Source organism: Sulfitobacter sp. SK012 (assembly GCF_003352085.1).
In the GTDB taxonomy this organism is placed as follows: Bacteria; Pseudomonadota; Alphaproteobacteria; order Rhodobacterales; family Rhodobacteraceae; genus Sulfitobacter.
Window position 1 is genome coordinate 64,353 of sequence record NZ_CP025807.1, and the last position, 18,060, is coordinate 82,412.

At 54.7% G+C, this 18,060-nt stretch carries 20 protein-coding genes and 1 pseudogene; 17 read left to right on the top strand and 4 right to left on the bottom strand.

The annotated features are described in order from the left end of the window. Positions 1–491: 491 nt before the first annotated feature. From C1J03_RS25045 to C1J03_RS25095, 11 genes and pseudogenes are all read left to right on the top strand, one after another. Positions 492–737, top strand: a pseudogene (locus tag C1J03_RS25045) (IS5/IS1182 family transposase); the annotation flags it as partial. A gap of 346 nt (positions 738–1,083) precedes the next feature. After that, complete coding sequence (locus C1J03_RS25050; protein ID WP_114889460.1) at positions 1,084–1,758, top strand: helix-turn-helix domain-containing protein; 675 nt, start codon at positions 1,084–1,086, stop codon at positions 1,756–1,758. Positions 1,759–1,993: 235 nt separating this feature from the next. Then, positions 1,994–2,875, top strand: a complete 882-nt coding sequence (locus C1J03_RS25525) for an SH3 domain-containing protein (RefSeq protein WP_216825942.1) — start codon at positions 1,994–1,996, stop codon at positions 2,873–2,875. 102 nt (positions 2,876–2,977) lie between these two features. Beyond that, complete coding sequence (locus C1J03_RS25060; RefSeq protein WP_162798672.1) at positions 2,978–4,243, top strand: alpha/beta hydrolase; 1,266 nt, start codon at positions 2,978–2,980, stop codon at positions 4,241–4,243. Continuing rightward, positions 4,197–5,003 carry an alpha/beta hydrolase gene (locus C1J03_RS25065; protein ID WP_162798673.1) on the top strand — a complete coding sequence of 269 codons (807 nt, stop codon included), beginning with the start codon at positions 4,197–4,199 and terminating at the stop codon, positions 5,001–5,003. Before C1J03_RS25060 ends, C1J03_RS25065 begins: the two co-directional genes overlap by 47 nt. A gap of 132 nt (positions 5,004–5,135) precedes the next feature. After that, positions 5,136–5,480 carry a DUF805 domain-containing protein gene (locus tag C1J03_RS25070; protein ID WP_254694322.1) on the top strand — a complete coding sequence of 115 codons (345 nt, stop codon included), beginning with the start codon at positions 5,136–5,138 and terminating at the stop codon, positions 5,478–5,480. A 74-nt stretch (positions 5,481–5,554) separates the two neighbouring features. Next, positions 5,555–6,325: a hypothetical protein gene (locus tag C1J03_RS25075; RefSeq protein WP_114889464.1), complete on the top strand. Its 771-nt coding sequence runs from the start codon at positions 5,555–5,557 to the stop codon at positions 6,323–6,325. A 140-nt stretch (positions 6,326–6,465) separates the two neighbouring features. Then, complete coding sequence (locus C1J03_RS25925) at positions 6,466–6,648, top strand: hypothetical protein (protein ID WP_254694323.1); 183 nt, start codon at positions 6,466–6,468, stop codon at positions 6,646–6,648. An 83-nt stretch (positions 6,649–6,731) separates the two neighbouring features. Continuing rightward, on the top strand, positions 6,732–6,965 hold the full coding sequence (locus C1J03_RS25085; RefSeq protein WP_162798674.1) for a hypothetical protein: 234 nt from the start codon (positions 6,732–6,734) through the stop codon (positions 6,963–6,965). Next, complete coding sequence (locus tag C1J03_RS25090) at positions 6,923–7,171, top strand: hypothetical protein (protein ID WP_162798675.1); 249 nt, start codon at positions 6,923–6,925, stop codon at positions 7,169–7,171. Before C1J03_RS25085 ends, C1J03_RS25090 begins: the two co-directional genes overlap by 43 nt. A gap of 347 nt (positions 7,172–7,518) precedes the next feature. Further along, positions 7,519–7,890 carry a hypothetical protein gene (locus C1J03_RS25095; RefSeq protein WP_114889467.1) on the top strand — a complete coding sequence of 124 codons (372 nt, stop codon included), beginning with the start codon at positions 7,519–7,521 and terminating at the stop codon, positions 7,888–7,890. 305 nt (positions 7,891–8,195) lie between these two features. Here the strand turns inward: C1J03_RS25095 and C1J03_RS25100 are convergent, their stop codons facing one another. Both C1J03_RS25100 and C1J03_RS25105 read right to left on the bottom strand, forming a co-directional pair. After that, positions 8,196–8,741 carry a recombinase family protein gene (locus C1J03_RS25100; protein ID WP_114889468.1) on the bottom strand — a complete coding sequence of 182 codons (546 nt, stop codon included), beginning with the start codon at positions 8,739–8,741 and terminating at the stop codon, positions 8,196–8,198. A 254-nt stretch (positions 8,742–8,995) separates the two neighbouring features. Next, a complete protein-coding gene (locus C1J03_RS25105; RefSeq protein ID WP_114889469.1) occupies positions 8,996–9,442 on the bottom strand; it encodes an Lrp/AsnC family transcriptional regulator in 447 nt (148 codons plus the stop codon). A 167-nt stretch (positions 9,443–9,609) separates the two neighbouring features. Here C1J03_RS25105 and ctlX point away from each other — a divergent pair, with 167 nt between their 5' ends. Next, positions 9,610–10,491: a citrulline utilization hydrolase CtlX gene (ctlX, locus tag C1J03_RS25110; RefSeq protein ID WP_114889488.1), complete on the top strand. Its 882-nt coding sequence runs from the start codon at positions 9,610–9,612 to the stop codon at positions 10,489–10,491. Positions 10,492–10,711: 220 nt separating this feature from the next. Here ctlX and C1J03_RS25115 read toward each other — a convergent pair whose 3' ends face one another. Together C1J03_RS25115 and C1J03_RS25120 are read right to left on the bottom strand one after the other, a co-directional pair. Next, positions 10,712–11,824, bottom strand: a complete 1,113-nt coding sequence (locus tag C1J03_RS25115; protein ID WP_114889470.1) for a M14 family metallopeptidase — start codon at positions 11,822–11,824, stop codon at positions 10,712–10,714. A 192-nt stretch (positions 11,825–12,016) separates the two neighbouring features. Then, positions 12,017–12,937: a LysR family transcriptional regulator gene (locus C1J03_RS25120; protein WP_114889471.1), complete on the bottom strand. Its 921-nt coding sequence runs from the start codon at positions 12,935–12,937 to the stop codon at positions 12,017–12,019. 201 nt (positions 12,938–13,138) lie between these two features. Between C1J03_RS25120 and C1J03_RS25125 the strand changes: the two genes are divergently transcribed. From C1J03_RS25125 to C1J03_RS25145, 5 genes are read left to right on the top strand one after another with little or no spacing between them, the layout of a single operon-like run. After that, complete coding sequence (locus C1J03_RS25125; protein WP_114889472.1) at positions 13,139–14,191, top strand: ABC transporter substrate-binding protein; 1,053 nt, start codon at positions 13,139–13,141, stop codon at positions 14,189–14,191. A 53-nt stretch (positions 14,192–14,244) separates the two neighbouring features. Beyond that, a complete protein-coding gene (locus C1J03_RS25130) occupies positions 14,245–15,291 on the top strand; it encodes an ABC transporter ATP-binding protein (protein WP_114889473.1) in 1,047 nt (348 codons plus the stop codon). Next, on the top strand, positions 15,288–16,130 hold the full coding sequence (locus C1J03_RS25135) for an ABC transporter permease (protein WP_162798676.1): 843 nt from the start codon (positions 15,288–15,290) through the stop codon (positions 16,128–16,130). Before C1J03_RS25130 ends, C1J03_RS25135 begins: the two co-directional genes overlap by 4 nt. Then, positions 16,127–16,918: an ABC transporter permease gene (locus C1J03_RS25140; protein ID WP_114889474.1), complete on the top strand. Its 792-nt coding sequence runs from the start codon at positions 16,127–16,129 to the stop codon at positions 16,916–16,918. The genes C1J03_RS25135 and C1J03_RS25140 overlap by 4 nt, the downstream gene beginning before the upstream one ends. A 30-nt stretch (positions 16,919–16,948) precedes the next feature. After that, positions 16,949–18,052: a DUF917 domain-containing protein gene (locus C1J03_RS25145; protein WP_114889475.1), complete on the top strand. Its 1,104-nt coding sequence runs from the start codon at positions 16,949–16,951 to the stop codon at positions 18,050–18,052. Positions 18,053–18,060 lie beyond the last annotated feature (8 nt).

Here is an 18,060-nt window from a genome sequence, read left to right on the forward strand (position 1 = left end):
ATTATACTGTCAGGGACTATTGCATTATGCACCTTTGGGTGCCGATCTCCTTGTCGGCGAGTGGAAAGAAAAAACGGATTGATCCGAAACCTGAAGGATCCCCGGAGATAGTTTCACAAAGGCCGAGGTTTCGGGATCGACCTGACCGGCCCTTAGCGGACCTTGGTAGCCTTTGCGGCGAACGGCGGCTTCGAGCCCATTGTGTAATAATTCTGTACCGCGGCGAATGTCAGGTTTGCGATAAATCCGAAACACTAATCATCACTACTGCATAAATCTGGCTAGGGCGACACTATGGAATATGAAGCATCGACGACCGTCAGTGATCTCCCCAATTGACGTGGAAGGTGAAGAGCTCTTTGTTCGAGCAAAAGACGGTTTGGCAGGTCTCATGGTCAAATATGGTTAGAGAGACCTTATGCGCCCGATTCAAACCACTGGATCCTGGCCGAAAGAACCAGAAAAGCGGATGCTTGGTTTATGTCGACCGTCCTGCGATCCGCAAAGTGTGTCAGCAGTTCGTGGCGTTGTGTCGGAATATGGACCTACTTGATGGTGACGAGGTCGCTATCGATGGCAGTCGGTTCAAGGCGGTGAATTCCAAGGCCAAGAACTATACGCGTGGCAAGCTGCGCCAGAAGTTGGGTGAGATCGACAAAGCCATCGAGCGGTACCTAGGCGAATTGGATCGCGCCGACGAAGTGTTTGAGCAGACCGGCTCTGAACATCCTTCGAGCTGGAGGCTGCATAACAGGAGGTCAACTAAGGGCCGACTGGAAAGAACTGGCCCTTGCAGAGGTTGAGGGACATGTTGCTGACGGTCTCAGGCCTACGTCTTTGTGGTAGATACAGTTGTCAGAAGCGTTGTCGCACTTAGCCGCACGCGTGCTTACTTGGAAGTAACGGCCCAAACCGGCCATTGCCAATGTAGTCAAGCGCTGCGATGCAGCTTCTCAAGAGCAGTTATTGGAGCTCAATGGCTAATCGGCAAGCCTCTAGCTTTTGATTTTCCTCTGCTCCGCATCAACGTCGTGATCCTCTGCGTCTCTTGCTCCGCCTTGGGGAAGGAGCTAACTAACTGTCATGAACTCCTACGACATCAGATCCTGGCGGCGCAGCCTCGGCCTGACACAGGCGGAACTGTCAGAGGCGCTCGATGTCGATCAGGGCACCGTGAGCCGATGGGAACGCGGACTGGTCGAGCCGCGGCCGGCAATCATGCGCGCGATCATCAAGATTGCGGCGTCGCGTGAGGAGGCGGTGAGGGATTGTCGGCTAGATTCTCTGATAAAGAACGACATGTTCCCCGCATTTGTTCTGGACCGGCGCGGCATTATTCGGGATGCGTCCGACTCCATGAAACTGGCTTACAGCGACCATTTCGGCGGCGGTGGTGAGCATCTGGTTGGAAAAGATCTGGTCGCGCACAATACCCAGCACGGCATCCCAGAGGTGTGGGAGACGATTGAAGCGAGCGGCACATTTGAAGGTGACACAGCGCTCCTAAGGCTAGCCTGCAATGTTCAAGGCGCTGGATTTTTCTACGTGGTGGAACCCTTTGTCGCAGAGAACAATCAACGCCGTCTCTGTATTTACGTCACGGGTCAATTCGAATTCCCCGAGAACGACAGATACTCTCTCGAACTTGCCGAGGTTCTCCCGACCAAGCCGCCGCACGAGATGCGCACGATCTACCTTGGCCAGATGGCCGATGAGGTTGATGGTCGATCGTCTATTACGGTCCGCCCCAAGAAGTGACGCGTCACCGCGGAGGTTGGGTATTCGGTGCGACCTGATGGATACGTGTGTGCATGTTCCTGCCGTTGCAATACCGTCCTGGGTCTTTAACGTCCTTTCGTATATCGTATTTCGCGGGTGCGGAAGGTGCGTGCAACACGTTCTATCCTCCGTGGTGATCTGAATGGGGGATGCCTTGTTGTACCTGTCGACAACCATCTGCAGTGGCCGCTGGCTGCCTTGCGACATTCGAATAGTGCGACCACTTCTCGCGCTCATCCTTTCGATCCTTGCGGGCGCCGCCCCGGCACAAGACATCCGTGCGGAAGTTGTCCGGTTCGCGCCCGGCGAAACTGGGGCAACGATCAGCGACCGCATCACCGGCTACGACACCGTCGTCTACTCTCTCGGCGCCGAAGCGGGACAGCGGATGCGGATCGAACTCGAGCCGACGAACCTGCAGACCTATTTCAATGTCTATGCCCCGGGGTCCGGACCGGGCGATCAGGCTCTTGCCGTCTCCCAATTCACCAGCGAACTGATTTCAGACCTCAATGTGTTCGATGGAACACTGCCGACTTCGGGCATATACTCCATTTCTGTCTACATGATGCGAGCAGCAGCGCGCCGAGACGAAACATCGGATTTCACGCTTTCGGTGAGCGTCACCGGCGCGTTGGGCGACGTTGTCGAAGGCGATTTTGCGGATGGCCTTCAGGGCGGGCCAGACTTCTACCAAGTCTCGGTATCGGGGGGAGGCTTGAACTTGCGGGCCGATCCCTCGACCGGAGCCGCAATTCTCACACGACTAAACAATGGCGAGACGCTTCGCAATCTCGGTTGCCGGATGGCCGAGGCGCGTCGATGGTGTCGGGTTGCAACGGCATCGGGAGCCGAAGGCTGGGCCTCTGGCGATTTCCTCGTCGAGGGTAGCGATCCAAACGCGATCCTTGCACCAGGTCCTGCTTGTTTGACCGCCGTCGTCGGAGAAACCAATAACAACGATGTCACTGTAATTGAGACCCGCGCGACGGAGAACGGCACCGAAGTGATCGTCGGGGTCGGCCCGCAACGGGCGCGATGGAGCTGCACCGCCTTTGCAGATGGCAGCACGTCTCGGCCAATGTACCTGAATTGAAATTCACCATGCGTATAAGAACGCCTCTTCGAGTCCACAATCGCCGTGGTCGGATCAACGCTAAGTAGTTTGAAAAGGAATGGAACGATGGAACATTACAGGATGACAAATCTCTCAGACATCAGAATGGTTTGCCTATCGGCCTTTATTGCCATCGTTGGACTTGGTGTTCCGCACAAGGGGTTCGCTCAAGAGAACTACGCGCAGATGCCGTGCCCGTTGACCCTGCCATGGGATGGCGAGGTCGAGGGCGAGACCTACGACTGCGGGGTCGTGACCGTTCCCGAAAACCATGACATACCAGATGGTCGCCAGATCGAGCTGACATTTTTGCGGCTTCATACGACAACGCTGGCGCCAGAGCCTGATCCTCTGGTTTATCTCTCAGGCGGGCCGGGCGGGTCTGCCCTGCACGAGATCACGGCGACCGCCATGCTCTACGCTAATATGCAGAGCATCCGCCAACGGCGTGACGTCCTTTTCTTCGACCAACGGGGAACCGGGCACTCCACGCTAATCGCCTGTGGGCCGATGTCGGCGGCGATCGGCGTGGCGGCGGAAACGATGGATATCGGTGACGTAACGATGGAGGAGCTCGAAGAGGTCATAGCCGGTGAAGGAGACATGTCACTCGTATTGAGCATTTGCGCGACAGGTTATGCCAGCGAAGGTGTTGATCTGGCACAATTCAACAGTATCTCGAGCGCCCACGACATCGCCGCGCTGACAGAGGCAATCGGTTACGCTGGAGTCTATAACCTCTATGGCACAAGCTATGGCACGCGGCTGGCGCAAGTTGCCATGCAGGAAACGCCCGAGCGCCTTCGCGCGGTCGTCCTGGATGGCACGGTGTCGCCGGCTGTCGCGGGCACGGCGGAAACCACGACCAAAGTGCGCTATCACTACGACACGATCTTCGACCTTTGCGAAGCGGACGCGTTTTGCTCGGAAACATATCCGGGCCTCCGCGACCGTTTCATCGCAGTTCTTGAAGAGCTTGCTGACGAACCCCTGGTGTTTGATCCACCGATGGTTCCGAATGCCGCGCTTCGCAGGCGCTTTGGTGTCATCGATCAAATCGAACCAAAATTCTTTGCCGATTTTGGAATGCTGAACAACGGGATCGCGCGTGGGGGGCTATGCCGCCTACCTGCCCGTGATTATTGGAGCGATGGAAAACCGCGACATCGACCTTTTGCGCGACATCCTCGGGCGTGGGCCAGTGGAGGAGGAGGTCGAGGCGCAGCCGCCTCTTGGCCTGGAAGATGCCTTTCGGCCCGACGATGTCTTCATTGCACCCGCCCTGAACATCCTGATTGCGATGGCGAAGGAACAGAGCGCGGAGGAACCGGCCGGGCTGGCGGCTGACTGGATTGGTACGGTTGTCGATGAGCTTGCCGCCCGTCTCCGCGACGGGGACGCTCAGGCCGAGGTCATCGGGGACTTCGTCGAAATGGCGATCCTTCCTGTGCACGGGCCCGATGCTGCGCGTCTCATCGAATTTGCAGACGTGAACCTCTCTGAAGCAGCAGGACGAAGGGCAAACGCACTGGTCGATGCGATGACTGCGACGGACCTGAGACTGACGATGTGGGCGATTGGCGACATCGCCGAACAGATGGGCGGATTTGGCGAACGTGGCATGGCGTTCTCGATGCTCTTGGGTATCAACTGCATCGAAGAGGTTGACTTCACGCCCATCAGCTATGTCGAAGACCTGATCGCGACGAACCCTTACCCGGGGGTCCAATTACGCGGGTTGTTGGAATACAGGCTCACTCAGGTGATTTGCGACTTCTGGCCAAGTCCGTTCAAGGCCGAAGACATCATGTACCCGGGCGAAAGCCAAATACCGGCGCTTGTCTACGCGCAAGGGCTCGACACACAAACGCCTGTGAAGTTCGGTGAAGATGTCGCGGAATTGTTACCCAACAGCTTTTATCACGAATGGTCTACGGAAGGTCACGTTATAGCAAGCCGAAGCCCCAATAGTTGCCCCGGCGACATCGCCGCAGCGTTCTTGGACGATCCGAGCTCGGAACCCAATTTTGCCTGCGCCAACGACCCCTATTACACGTTGCCGTTTGAACCAGTCCATGAAGCGTTCCACGACGCTCAGACGGAGTAGTAGGTCAGAATGACAATAGATGCTTGTAGCAATTGGGATTATAGGAGCAACTATAGCTGGGGTTTTCGCAGCTTATTTTGCCGCACGCGCAATCCTTGGGGTAGAGCCAGACGACGAAACCACAGACCTGGCGTGCAAGTCCTGACCCCGATCTTCCAGCTCGCTGTAGCCATACCCATGCTTGCTGCCGGGTGGCGTCGGCTGCATGACACCGGAAGGCCCGGCTGGTATCTGCTTTTGCCCGCGGCATTGAGCATTGTGACGATGATCATGCTTTTCAGCGGCATTGCTGTTTTTTCAGTTCTTGAACAAGGCGCGGACGACCCTGAAGCGCTGCGTGGTCCAGCAGCCTTGCTTGGCATCACTGGGTTAATGGTCGTCGCAGTTCTTCAGCTTATACTTTTGGTCCTTATGATCTGGTGGCTTAGTAGACCTTCACAGGAAGGTACGAATGAATATGGTCCGCCTGTAGTATAAACCGATGATGTGGACCAGTCTGGGGGTTCGCTGTGACATGATGAAACATGGCTTGGTTGCCTGGGAGATTACTTATGAAGAGACATCTAATTGCCACTACGATCCTCATGGTCATGACGTCATCCGCTGCAGCTGCGGACTGGAGTTTCAATGGGCAACCAAATCCCAACGCCTTTATCCAGACCGGCAACATGAGCCTTGAGTTGCAGTGCGACAGGGTCAGGTTCGCTCCCGCCGGATATGAGGATTCTGAAGACATAGCCGCCAAGCAAGGCCTCTCATTCCGTTTTATGGAGAACGGCTCATCTGAGGTTGGCGCGTTCCAAGCGGGATCAATTAATTCGGATATCTCAATCGTGGACAATTATCCTGTCGAGGTTCGGTTCGACGACCAAGCAGCTTATGATTTCGTGCTGGACCAGATCGCAAAGAATGCCGTCTTGAACCTATCGATGATCGACCAGGATGTGTCCTATGGCATCTTCACGCTGAAAGGGTCCGGAGCCGCCGTGCGCTCGCTACGCGCGGCCTGTACCTCCGACGCTTCATCGTCGCAGTCCATGGAAGCGCCTGAAGGCATTGTCTATTGCGGCGGCGGTGCTGTGCAGCGAGTTATTGAATACGCCATCGTAGGCCAGCCGGGCGACCAATGGGATGCGATCGTGACCGTCAATGGCGTAACCATCCTCGCGATGACCTCGTACAGCTTCTTCGGAAACTCACAGCCGCCGGCAGGCTTCCAAGTCGCGCTCCTCGGCGAAGACCGGTCCGAATTTCTCGTCTTCAGCGATGGGGGGCGGAACTGGATAGAATTCGGCGATTACACCTACGAACAATGCAACTGACACGTCGAACAAGAAAGGCAAACAACGTGAAAAAAGCACATAAACTCGTTCCAGGCTTGCTCCTGGTAACTTTGCTGACGGCTTGCGTAGAAGATACCGGCTCCACAAGCTCAACTCCAAGTCGCGCGAACCAGGATTGTTTGACAGCAGTCGCCCAAGCGACGGGTAATAGTCAAGTCAGAGTCCTGTCGTCCGAGGCGCGCGAGGCCAATATCCGAGTGATCGTCGGCGTTGGACCAGATGCAGCACCTTGGCAGTGTATCACCTACGGAGATGGAACGACCGAAGGCATCATGTCTTTGACAGACGAAGGCTTCCTCTGACGCAGCCGTGGCGCGCCGCCTTCCGGGCATCAATAGCGACAAATGCCATCGCTCTTTTCATCTGGGCAGTTGGCACTTTTGGTGTGACCCTCACGCTCTGGGTCGGTTCACAAATGCCCGCCTTTGCGCAGCCTGCCCCGGATTGGTCAGGCCGGTGGGAGACATTCTGGCGCGATGGCGCGGCCGTCGTCGCCTTGCAGCAGGACGGCAACGCCGTCACCGGCACCTACGAACCCGGAGGAGGCCTCATTGAAGGGCAGGTTGAGGCAGGGTCTTGCGCGAGCGCTGGCTGGTCGACGGGGTCAGCGGCCGCTTGATCTTTGCGCTCGCCGACGATGGCCAAACCTTTTCCGGGCGCTTCGATACCGGAGAGTATTGGAACGGACGACGAGTCGACCCGGCAGCAGCCACCGCGCGCCTGATATCCCGCGACGGGTCGCCACGCGAAGCATTGCAATCGATCGTCGCATCCGTGACCGACTACCTTGTCGGCGGTGATGTCGAGGCCCTGCGTTTCGCCTAGACGCTTCTGGTTTTCGAGGGCGATAGCGAGGACTCGCGCGCGCTCAACAATCGCAGGACACTGCTGCTCTGGGACATCATCGATCTCTCGACATTCCGGCTGTACGACGCACCGCCCCGATCCAAGCGGCGATTTACGACGCTCTGCTAGGTCAGTATCGGTCAACTTTTTCGCTTCCTGATCGAGGTCGTCATGAGATGCAACGGTAAAGCGCGGGTAGCAGCCATTGGTGTTGCTGCAGCGAAATGGCGCTTTGTCCCGCAGCTTGACACTTGGGCCTATACACTCAACGTGGTGCACAGGATTTAAATCAAATAGGGCTGCAAATTTTTTTGGAGAAGTGAACAATGAATCAAATTGCATCCATCCTTTATGCTGTTGGTTCCCTGGGTATCATCTTGTTCCAGTTGTGCCTGATAGCAGGTGCGCCTTGGGGGCGACTGACACAAGGAGGTAAGACTGATGGCTCTTTGCCTACATCTGGTCGAATTGTTGCTGCCATCAATATTCTCCTTTTTGCAGCGATGAGCTTGGCAATCCTGTCGGCGGCAGGCTATTGGCCAAATTGGCCGATTTGGGCAGGCTGGACGACACTGGCTATTCAAGCCGTTTCCGCGGTTCTCAATTGGATCACACCATCTGTTCAGGAGAGAAAGCTTTGGGGGCCCACTACCTTAGTAATGCTATTATTTGTTTTGCTGGTTATGTTGTCCATATAGATTTGGCTGAAAGCAGACTTTGTTAAATTACCTCCGAACAGCGGCTTCGGTCGGGATGTTTGAGCTCGAACATGACGCGGCGAAAGGTCAGTCTGAAGTCCATCGAGATTGTAGCTTTAAACGGCCGCTTCCACGACACAGGCTGCATCGCAGCATAGAAACAGCCGCAACTGCGAAAAAATGCTGCGTCAGCAATAGCTGCAGGTGCATCGGGCGGCTTTGTCCGCAAAGCAGAACTCGGTGCTGACTGCAGCGAAGGTCCGCTCTCCGCCCTTGGTGTCGATCGCGCTGCACACCAGGGTCCGTCACCGCAATCTAGATATCGTTGTGTGAGCGACACCAAGGTCTTTAGCAATCGCGCGGCAAGTTTCTCCATTCGCCATGCGATCGCGAGCAAGTTGGCGCTGATGGTCTGAGAGTTTTGGCTTCCGTCCAAACTTAGTACCGTTGGCGATAGCGATTTGGCGGCCTTCATTAGCGCGTCGGGTGATCCGTTCTCGCTCGTCCTCAGCCAGAGCTGAGAGAAAGGCCAGAATGCCCTTGCCCATCGGGGTTGTTAGGTCGAGCCAAGGTTTGTCCAAGACCTTGACGGTCGCTGATCTGTCCGCGACGCGTTGGATGATATTGATCCCGTCCATCATCGATCTAGTCGCCCTGTCCCATTCAGCGATGACGAGGATGTCCCCTGCCCCCAAAGCATCAATAGCGCGTTCCAACTGAGGGCGGCCTTTGACCGTTCGGCCCGAAGCCACCTCACGAAAGATCTTGTCCGCTTTGGCTGTGTTCAAGGCACCAATCTGGCGATCAAGGGACTGTCCCTGACTGGACACTCTGGCGTAACCGATAAGCATGCAAACATTCTACACCGGGCAGCATCATTGCGCACCTGATTTATGCACCAGTCCCCGGCCCTTGTTTTCATACTCAATTCAGTTTGGTGCAAATATCATGCATTTCGCTCCACAGACACAAACCGGCCGCTCAAGCCTTCCGCAGCGAATGGCTCGAAAGAGCCGAGTTACCAATGCTGCATAGTTCACGAACGGCTGCTTAAGATACCACAGTTGAAGTTGGTTGCGTTCGTTCCGAAGAGATTGGAAGCGCCTTAGACGCTGGTGAGCAATATGCTTGTTTCACTGTTTTCGATGTTATCTACCAACCGCACTTCGCGAAGCGTCTTGTCAAACTCAGCCAAATTTTCGACTCGGATTTCGGCAACTAAATCCCATTTTCCGCTGGTTGTATGCACACGCCGCAATTGAGGCAGGCGACGCAGCCTTGTGATGACCTGAGTTGTGTTTTTGCCGGATATCTCAATCATCATAATTGCGTTGATCTGCCCATCCTCATAGTCTTCGCGTACACGCGCCGTGAATCCAAGTAGCGCGCCCGAGTTCAGCATCCTGTCCAGCCTTATTTGCACTGTGCCCCGCGACAGTTTCAGAATTTCTGCTAACTTCGCGACCGGTGCCCTTCCATCACGCTTTAACAGCGCGATGAGCTGTCGATCTATGTCGTCAAAGGAATGTTTGCCGAGTTTTTCAGATGTCATGAGTCTACAAACCTAAGTTTAGCCATTACAATATGCTCTGCCATCCTCTAAGAATCCAGCATATTGCCAGTTATTACTACAATTTGTTTGCATATGATGATCCCAAGTCATCTTGGAGAAATATCGTGGCCAATCCAAATAGCCAGCAAGCCCCATCATCTGTTGTCATGGTTCGGCCCCACCACTTTGGGGTTAATCCAGAAACGTCTGATAATGCCTACCAGTCTTCAACGTTAACGTCTTCGGTCGATGCGCTGCGCGCCTATGAAGAACTGACGGATGCGGCTGAGATACTGCGGTCACATGGAATCGACGTAAACTTGTTCGAGGGCGAAGATCCAAGAACGCCGGATTGTGTCTTTCCGAACAACTGGTTTTCCACGCATGCGGGCGGTCACGTGGCGGTCTATCCTATGAAAGCACCGAACCGCCGGTTAGAGCGTCGGCAAGACGTCTTGGGGATGCTGAAAAGTAAATTCCGCGTTCAAGACATTCTGGATTATTCAGGTCTGGAACATGACGGATTATATCTGGAAGGCACAGGTGCGATGGTGTTGGATCACGTAGACCGCATCGCCTATGCTGTTGAGTCCGATCGCACCAGCCCGATTGCGCTGGAACGCTTTTGCACACATTTTAACTATGAACCGATGGCGTTTGCCGCCGTTGATGCAGCTGGGCAGGCAGTTTATCATACGAATGTTTTGATGTGTATCGCGACAGATTTTGCGATGATTGGCGGTGCGATGATCAAAAACGTGTCGCGGCGCGATGATGTTATGAACCGTTTGGCCCAATCAGGTCGCGTTGTGATCGACCTTAGCGAAAATCAGATTTCGAACTTTGCAGGCAACGCCATTGAACTACAGGGTAGGAAGGGACGTATTCTCGCCCTTTCGGAGACGGCCTCGGCAGCGCTAGATCATGTGCAAAAGGAGCAAATAAGTGAAAGCGCAACTCTCGTGGAACTAAAAATCCCAACAATCGAACTTTCGGGCGGTTCGGTGCGCTGCACAATTGCCGGAATTCACCTTGCCCCACGCGGATAAAGACGGGCTTACCAGGGCACGGAACGCAAAAACGGGTGCTGTGCAGTTTGGAATTCGCCCTCAGCTTATCGCTGTGGCTTCGGTAGTGAAAGGCATGACATCGAAGGTCAAACTGTCGGCCTAATGTTCGAGAGTGATAATCTGCGCTACTTTAGAACAGATTATTGCAAATTTGAGATTGATCGTGCTTCGTATTTCTTCGGCTAAAAAGGTTGCCCTTCTAGCTGAGGAATTGGGTGATCGCATCGAGTGTCGAATGACCAAGTTTGACACTATGCTGTGTGCCCCATCCTGCGCGTGGATCTGGACGGTCTGCGTTATCTTTAAACGGCATCTCGATCGTCAAGGATAAGCAGCCAAATCGTTCCCCCACCTGATTGCAGGCGACTGAAAGGTTCGCCGCACACGGCGCATCAAGTGGATAGCCATTGCGTACAGAAAAATCTGCGTTGGCTGCATGCATCGCTTGGCGAAATGCAGCATCCGCCTGCGCCATCTGGGGCGTAAAGTTGGGGTTGCCTTCACATCCTGCCGCAAAGGCAAACCGGAATTCTTCATCACCGTGGATGTCCAAAAACAGGTCTACGCCTGTGGTGTCCATCAAATTCAGCACCCCTCCAACCTCGGGGCTGGAGTTTGGGGTCGCCCATGCGCGGTTGAGGTCAACACCTGCCGCATTGGTTCGAAGGTTGCCGGCACTGCTGCCGTCTGGGTTCATATTGGTTACAAGGTAGAACGTGGCCTTCGCACGAAGGTCCGCCGATACTTGGTCGCTGGAATCAATAAGCCGATCAATTAGGCCTTCCATAAACCATTCTGCCATCGGTTCACCCGGATGTTGGCGAGCGATAATCCAGACCTTGGGCGCAGTTTCGCCGTGTGACCCGATCCGCAAAACCTCAACGCTGCGGTTTTCCACGCTCGGTATACAGGTGACCAGGTCACAATGATCGGACGCCAAGGCACGGCAAATCAGATCGTGATGGCGGGCAAGCGGATAAGGCGGACTGAGGGCGACATAGAGCGTTTCAGACGGGCAATCATGGGCGAAGGCCAACACGGTGCCATCGAACTGCGTCGCGATCCTAAACCAGTCCGCGCCGTCATAGGACGCGACAACCGACCCGTCTGGCCATGCTTCTGGATAGGCTGCTTCGCCCGCATTCAGAATTGAAAATTTACAAGACTGGTCTTTCGCACCAAGAACACGAAAATAGAACCACTGCGAATGGTCTGACTTTGTGTCTTTGCGAATCCTGAGGGCGATTTCCGCGCCTTGAGAGATCGACACAACGTCAATGTTGCCGCCGTCAAAGCCTGCATCAATGAACATGTCGCCCCCAATCGTTAGACGTATCTGCAAAGACGCGGGCTGTTAGGCCGTCGTCTAAACAAACGGTATAGATAGTCACGCATTTTCCCGAGTTTCCCCGAAGCCGATCAAAGCACCTGTTTTGTACACTGACTTTGGCGGGATGCATATTTCGATGTGCTGATGTTTGCATAAGAGAAGGTGTATGTTGGATCATTTGGTGCCGTTCATGGTGCTAAACTGGTCCCATATTTTCTGCGCGACATCGCTCGGGTTGGCTGACGTTATCCGCACCGCGTGAAACCGCGTGGTGACACTGTAGGTATCGGGTGCAATTGCCACCAATTGATCCGCCTTAACCCATTGATCTGCATAATGCTTCGGGATCAATCCAACATGGGTGCCTGCCAAAGTAAGGTAGGTCGTGGATTCAATATTGCCTTGCGATATGTCCGCATTCTCGTCCAGCAGATGCATGTTAAAGCTGTCATCAATGGGGTTCAGCAAGAAACTATGCGCGGAAATCTCGGCTTTGTTGAGCAATCCGGTCAATTCGTTTAGATCAGTCACTCCGCTACAGGCGTGATCCGGCGCGCAATAAAGCCCGCTAAGCTCGTCATAAATGTGGATTGCCTCAATCCCCTCGGGCAGCTTGGCATCCGCGTCAATGCCAACAATCGCGATGTCCAATCGACCTGAACGCAACTCAGTCAAGCAATCGAGGTAGTCGTATATGCCAATGCGCACGGACGTGGATTTTTGCTGTGCCTTTACCCGTTTGATCGTTGCAGACAAGGGGTTTTGTGGGTCCGTTACGAGACAATCAACAACACCGATACGGATGCGTTGCACAGTCTTTTCGCCAATTTCATTCAACCGATTTGCATAAGCATCGAGGTGGTCGAGCATTTGGTTCGTTTCATCCAATACGTTTTGCCCCTGAGGCGTCAGTGAAAACCCCTGCGGCCCGCGATTGCACAGCCGCACGTTCAAGCGTTGTTCGAGGTTCGCAATATGGGAACTAATGGCAGGTTGGCTGATCCCCAACGCGGCCTGCGCTTTGACGAAACCACCAGATTCGGCGACCGATTTGAAGACCCGTAATAGACGAAGATCAATGTCCGAGAGCCTCATGATGGTTTTCCCCGCGCCGAGCGATCCAATTGAAACAGTTAAGTTTTTCAGGCTCCATCGAAACGGTAAACCGCAAGATTTACAAGAGGGGTTGCGTTTTTTGGGGCTCCTGCCTACCGTTGAAGCCAGATCAAGCACGCATTTTTCTGATTTCCCCGGGCCGGTTTCACTCAAACCGAAACCATATTCGTGGGGAAACGAATGTCTTATTCAATCAAACATATCGCATTGGCGGCAGGTATTGCCGTTGGCACCAGCGGTGCCGCATTTGCACAAGAAATCACTGTCAGTGCATGGGGCGGCTTTTTTGAAGAAACCCTCAAAGACGTCATCTATCCGGGTTTCACCGAAGAAACCGGCATCTCCGTCCGCTCAATCGCGCAGCCGGCTGACCAAGCATGGCTGACGCAATTGACCAACGCGGCGCGGGCCAACACCGCCCCCGCCGATCTGTCGCTTGTCGCGGATGAGGTTCTGATCCGCGGGCAGGCCATTGGCCTTTGGGCCACGCTCGACGGTGACAACATCCCGAACACTGAAACGCTGGTCGACGGATTTGCCAAGGCGGACGATGAGGGCAACCTTTATGCTGTCGGTGCATTGTCTTGGTACACCACCTTCGTCACCAACACCGATTCATCCCCAGATGCGCCGACCACATGGGCGGATTTGTGGACCCGCGATTGGGATGGCAAACTTGGCCTGACGTCCAATGCGAACTCCGGCCTGATGGAAGCCACCGCGCTGACGTTTTTTGGTGGCTACGAGATCATGGAAACCCGTGAAGGGCTTGAGCAGGTCATCGCCAAAATCGCCGAATTGAAGCCGCAAGTGCAGCTTTGGTATCGCGATGAGGGCCAGTTTCAGCAGAGCCTTGAATCGGGCGAATTGGCTGGCGGCTTGTACTACCATGACGTCACGATGCTGTCCGCGATGGACGGCTTGCCAGTTGTGTCCACGTTCCCGACCGAGGGAGGCATTTTAGGTGACGCTTATTGGATCGTGCCGCGTGATAGTGAAATGGTCGCTGAGGCTGAGCTGTTCATCAACTACATGAGCCGCCCCGATGTGCAGGCCGAAATGGCCCGCAACCTTGGTATCGCACCCGTTGCACAGCGCGACACGATGGATCTTTCGGACGAAGAATTCGACTCCGTTGGTACCTCGGGCAATGTGATCCGCACACAGACAGAAATCCACCTGCGCGAAAGCGATTGGCTGCCGGATGCCTATCTTGAAATGATCTCTCAGTAACATATCGGGGTCGGCCCGCGCATGGGCCGACCCTTTTCGAAAAGGAATTCATCATGGCTAATCTGTCGCTTCAAAACATCGAAAAGTCGTTTGGCACGTTCCAAGCGCTGAAAGATGTGAACCTCGATATCGGCTCTGGTGAGTTCATTTGCCTGCTTGGCGGGTCAGGATGTGGCAAGACGACGTTGCTGCGCATTGTTGCTGGGCTTGAAGAACAAACATCGGGCGACATGCTGCTGGATGGCGAAGATTTAGGCCAAGTGACCTGCCATGAGCGTAACGTTGGCATGGTCTTTCAAAGCCTTGCTTTGTTCCCGCATCTAAATGTTGGTCAGAACATCGCCTACGGGCTCGAAGTCCGTGGTGTTGCCAAGGACGAGCGCAACGCCAAAGCCATCGAGTTGTTGGATGTCGTTGGGCTTTCAGGACTGTTCGAGCGTCCGGTTTCAGCACTGTCTGGTGGGCAGCGCCAGCGGGTTGCTATCGCGCGCGCCCTCGCCATTCAGCCCGCACTTTTTCTAATGGATGAACCATTCAGCGCACTTGATGCGGGCCTTCGTGAGCACCTGCAAATCGAAGTGAAAAAGCTACAACGCAAGCTTGGTGTGACCACAATTTTCGTGACCCATGATCAAAACGAAGCCATGTCCATCGCGGACCGGATCGTCATTCTGAACGGTGGTCGTGTGGAACAAGCAGGCACCCCAACCGAAGTTTACGCACGCCCGCAAACGCGCTTCGTCGCGGATTTCATGGGTACCAATAACATTTTCACGGCGACAGTTTCTGACGGCCAAGTCCAACTGGAAAATACGCCCCTTGGGACCACGACGGGCGATCTGGCGGACCTTAGCGGCAAACATGTCATCGCGGTTCGGCCAGAATATCTTTCGCTCAGCCCCGCAACACCTGACAGCACGGGCCTTGTGGGAGTCGTCGATTTTGTCCGTCTGCTTGGCGCGTCCATCGAGACTGAACTAAGCGTTGGTGAGCGAAAATTCGTGCACACGATGGTGTCAGACCGTGCCCCCCAATTCACTGTCGGCGAACGCGCTGAAATCCATTTTGACCTCGATCATGCATGGGTAATTCCGTCATGAGACATTTCAAACCCGCGCACCTGATCGGTATGTACCCCCTTGGGATGATGTGCCTTTTCTTCCTTGGCCCGCTCGCCTTCATGATCGTCGTCAGCTTTTACGAACGTGATCCGCTGGGGTTCTACAACGTGGCGTTCGTCTGGGACAATTACGCCAAATTCTTCTCTTCGTTCTACTACACCATTTCGATGCGTTCGATCTGGTCGTCGGCTTTGGGAGCGGTTCTGGTCGTGCTACTCGCATTCCCGGCGATGTTTATAATCACCGATATGGTGCGTCGTTGGCAGCTGTTCTGGATTATCCTGCTTCTCTCGTTGATGTGCCTTAGTGAGGTCATCCTCGGGTTTGCATGGCTTATACTTCTGTCCGAAAGTTCGGGCATCCCGAAGTTCCTTGGCTGGGTAGGGCTTTGGGACGATCCACGTTCCCTGTCGCCCAGTTTTGCGGCGATGTTGATCGGCTTTATCACTCTCGGTTTTTCGCTGGTTGCGTTGATGTTTTACCCACAAATGGCGCAGCGTGATCGGTCCATTGAGGAGGCCGCGCGCACCTTGGGCACGTCCCCTGCGCGCGTATTCATCAAGGTCGTTCTACCCAATTATCGCACAGCCATTATTGGCGCTGTCGTCACGATGTTCGTCTACTTCTTAGGCGTGTTCGTGATGCCAACGATGCTGGGCCGCCCGCAGGATTGGAACATGACCGTGATCATTACCGACAAGGCTGTTGGGGACGCCAACATGCCGCTCGGCGCAGCACTGTCGGTTATCATGTTGCTGTTCACTCTGGTGATCATCGGCGCGCTAATGTTCGGAACCCGCAAGGAGCGCCAGTCATGAATACTGTTTTGAAACGCGGGTTTATCTGGCTGATTGCTGCGGGTCTGATCCTGCCGTTCCTGATCGTGGCAGGGGTGTCGATCAACGCCAACAGCAACATATCGTTCCCGCCGACCGAACTGTCGCTGCGTTGGTACACGATCCTATTCACCGAAAGCGATTGGCTGATCCCGATCCGCAATTCACTGATGATTGCTGTGGTCGCGGCCTTCCTGTCCGTCAGCATCGCCTTGGCTGCGAACTATGTTTTGTGGCGGCTGAAATCGGGCTTCGGCAAATTTGTTTTCGCGCTCGGGATTGGGCCGTTCATGTTGCCACCTATCATTATCGCCATGGGGGCCAGTGTGTTCTGGGCTGAAATCGGCATGTATGGCCGCGTTGAGGCGACGATTATCTCGCACGGGGTGTTCTTTGTGACCCTGCCGTTGGTCATCATATCGCGCGGGTTTGCCGCCCTGTCTGATGATGTCGTCGAGGCCTCACGCACCATGGGTGCAACCCCGTGGCAGACCTTCAAAAAGGTGATTTTCCCGCTCGTGCTGCCCTATGCCATCACAGGCTATGCCTTGGTGGCGATCATCAGCGTCAATGAATATCTGATTTCCTATATGGTGTCGGGTTTTGCTGTCGAAACCTTGCCGATCCGCATCTTTAACAACGTGCGTTATGGCTACACGCCGGTCGTGGCGTCCGCTGCAATGGCATTCGCGCTGTTTACCATTGGCGTGTTGTTGGTGCTGTCGATGATCACCGATCTTTTGAAACTTCTTGGTGGTTCGCGCGATTAACTGCGCCGCTTGCCCAACATTGGATACGTTATGAAAATTCTCTCCCGCCAAGACCTCGAAGACATTTTGTACGGCGCTGCCATCATGGGCACAGGCGGAGGAGGGGAGCTGTCCGAGGGCTTTAAGATGATCGATGACGCCCTGTCCAAAGGCAAAGAATTCAAGATGGTGACGCTGGACGAAGCCCCGCAAGATGCGCTGGTCTGCACGCCCTATATGCTCGGTGCAATCTCTGCATTGCCACCCGATCAAGAGCATTTGTATGATCGCCTGCCACGCAGTGACGAACCCTCGATCCTTGCGGCATACCGCCGTTTCGAGGACTACTTGGGACGCAAATTCTACGGCACGATATCGTGTGAGCTTGGCGGATCAAACACGGCGACGGCATTTTACGCCGCTGCGATGTCCGGGGCCTATATCATTGACGCTGATCCCGCGGGCCGTGCGGTGCCAGAAATCACCCATTCAACCTATTATATCAACGGCCTGCCTGCCGCGCCAATTGTCATGGCGAATGCTTTTGGTGAAGCGATCATCTGCGAAAACGTCATGGATGATGCACGGGCCGAGCACATCGTGCGCGCCCTGTCTATGGTCAGTCGCAATGATATTGCCGCGATTGATCACGCCCTTGAAATCCATGAGATCCGCGATGCTGTCATCCCTGGCGCGATAAGCATGGCGATGGATATGGGCAAAAGCTGGCGTGAAGCGCGTGCGAAGGGTGAGGATGCTGCCGATACGATTGCCGCCAGAGGTTTAGGGTTTGTGGCGTTTCGCGGTGCTGTCAAAGCAAACGATTGGAAGACCGAGGAGGGGTTTACGATTGGTAACATTTCAATCGACGGTACCGGTGGTTTTGAAGGAGATGCCTATCGCATCTGGCTGAAAAACGAAAACATGGTGGGCTGGTTGAACGACATCGTCCATGCCACAATCCCCGACATGATCTGCATGATTGACACGGACACTGGCGAACCTGTTACGAACCCGAATTATTTTGAAGGCCAGAACGTCGCCGTCGTGATTTTGCCTGCACCAGCGCCGTTCACAACGCCGAAAGGGCTGGCTGCTTTTGGGCCGACCTATGCTGGCCTTGATCAACCCTACAGTCCTGCGGTTCCAACATAGGAGAATGC

What these genes read in the sequence shown, in the direction of transcription:
- C1J03_RS25105 (WP_114889469.1), bottom strand. Translation starts at nt 9,442, where the DNA reads ATGACATCTGAAAAACTCGGCAAACATTCCTTTGACGACATAGATCGA.
- C1J03_RS25095 (WP_114889467.1), top strand. Translation starts at nt 7,519, where the DNA reads ATGAATCAAATTGCATCCATCCTTTATGCTGTTGGTTCCCTGGGTATC.
- ctlX (WP_114889488.1), top strand. Translation starts at nt 9,610, where the DNA reads ATGGTTCGGCCCCACCACTTTGGGGTTAATCCAGAAACGTCTGATAAT.
- C1J03_RS25050 (WP_114889460.1), top strand. Translation starts at nt 1,084, where the DNA reads ATGAACTCCTACGACATCAGATCCTGGCGGCGCAGCCTCGGCCTGACA.
- C1J03_RS25140 (WP_114889474.1), top strand. Translation starts at nt 16,127, where the DNA reads ATGAATACTGTTTTGAAACGCGGGTTTATCTGGCTGATTGCTGCGGGT.
- C1J03_RS25060 (WP_162798672.1), top strand. Translation starts at nt 2,978, where the DNA reads ATGACAAATCTCTCAGACATCAGAATGGTTTGCCTATCGGCCTTTATT.
- C1J03_RS25120 (WP_114889471.1), bottom strand. Translation starts at nt 12,937, where the DNA reads ATGAGGCTCTCGGACATTGATCTTCGTCTATTACGGGTCTTCAAATCG.
- C1J03_RS25115 (WP_114889470.1), bottom strand. Translation starts at nt 11,824, where the DNA reads ATGTTCATTGATGCAGGCTTTGACGGCGGCAACATTGACGTTGTGTCG.
- C1J03_RS25065 (WP_162798673.1), top strand. Translation starts at nt 4,197, where the DNA reads ATGGCGAAGGAACAGAGCGCGGAGGAACCGGCCGGGCTGGCGGCTGAC.
- C1J03_RS25100 (WP_114889468.1), bottom strand. Translation starts at nt 8,741, where the DNA reads ATGCTTATCGGTTACGCCAGAGTGTCCAGTCAGGGACAGTCCCTTGAT.
- C1J03_RS25130 (WP_114889473.1), top strand. Translation starts at nt 14,245, where the DNA reads ATGGCTAATCTGTCGCTTCAAAACATCGAAAAGTCGTTTGGCACGTTC.
- C1J03_RS25145 (WP_114889475.1), top strand. Translation starts at nt 16,949, where the DNA reads ATGAAAATTCTCTCCCGCCAAGACCTCGAAGACATTTTGTACGGCGCT.
- C1J03_RS25075 (WP_114889464.1), top strand. Translation starts at nt 5,555, where the DNA reads ATGAAGAGACATCTAATTGCCACTACGATCCTCATGGTCATGACGTCA.
- C1J03_RS25135 (WP_162798676.1), top strand. Translation starts at nt 15,288, where the DNA reads ATGAGACATTTCAAACCCGCGCACCTGATCGGTATGTACCCCCTTGGG.
- C1J03_RS25125 (WP_114889472.1), top strand. Translation starts at nt 13,139, where the DNA reads ATGTCTTATTCAATCAAACATATCGCATTGGCGGCAGGTATTGCCGTT.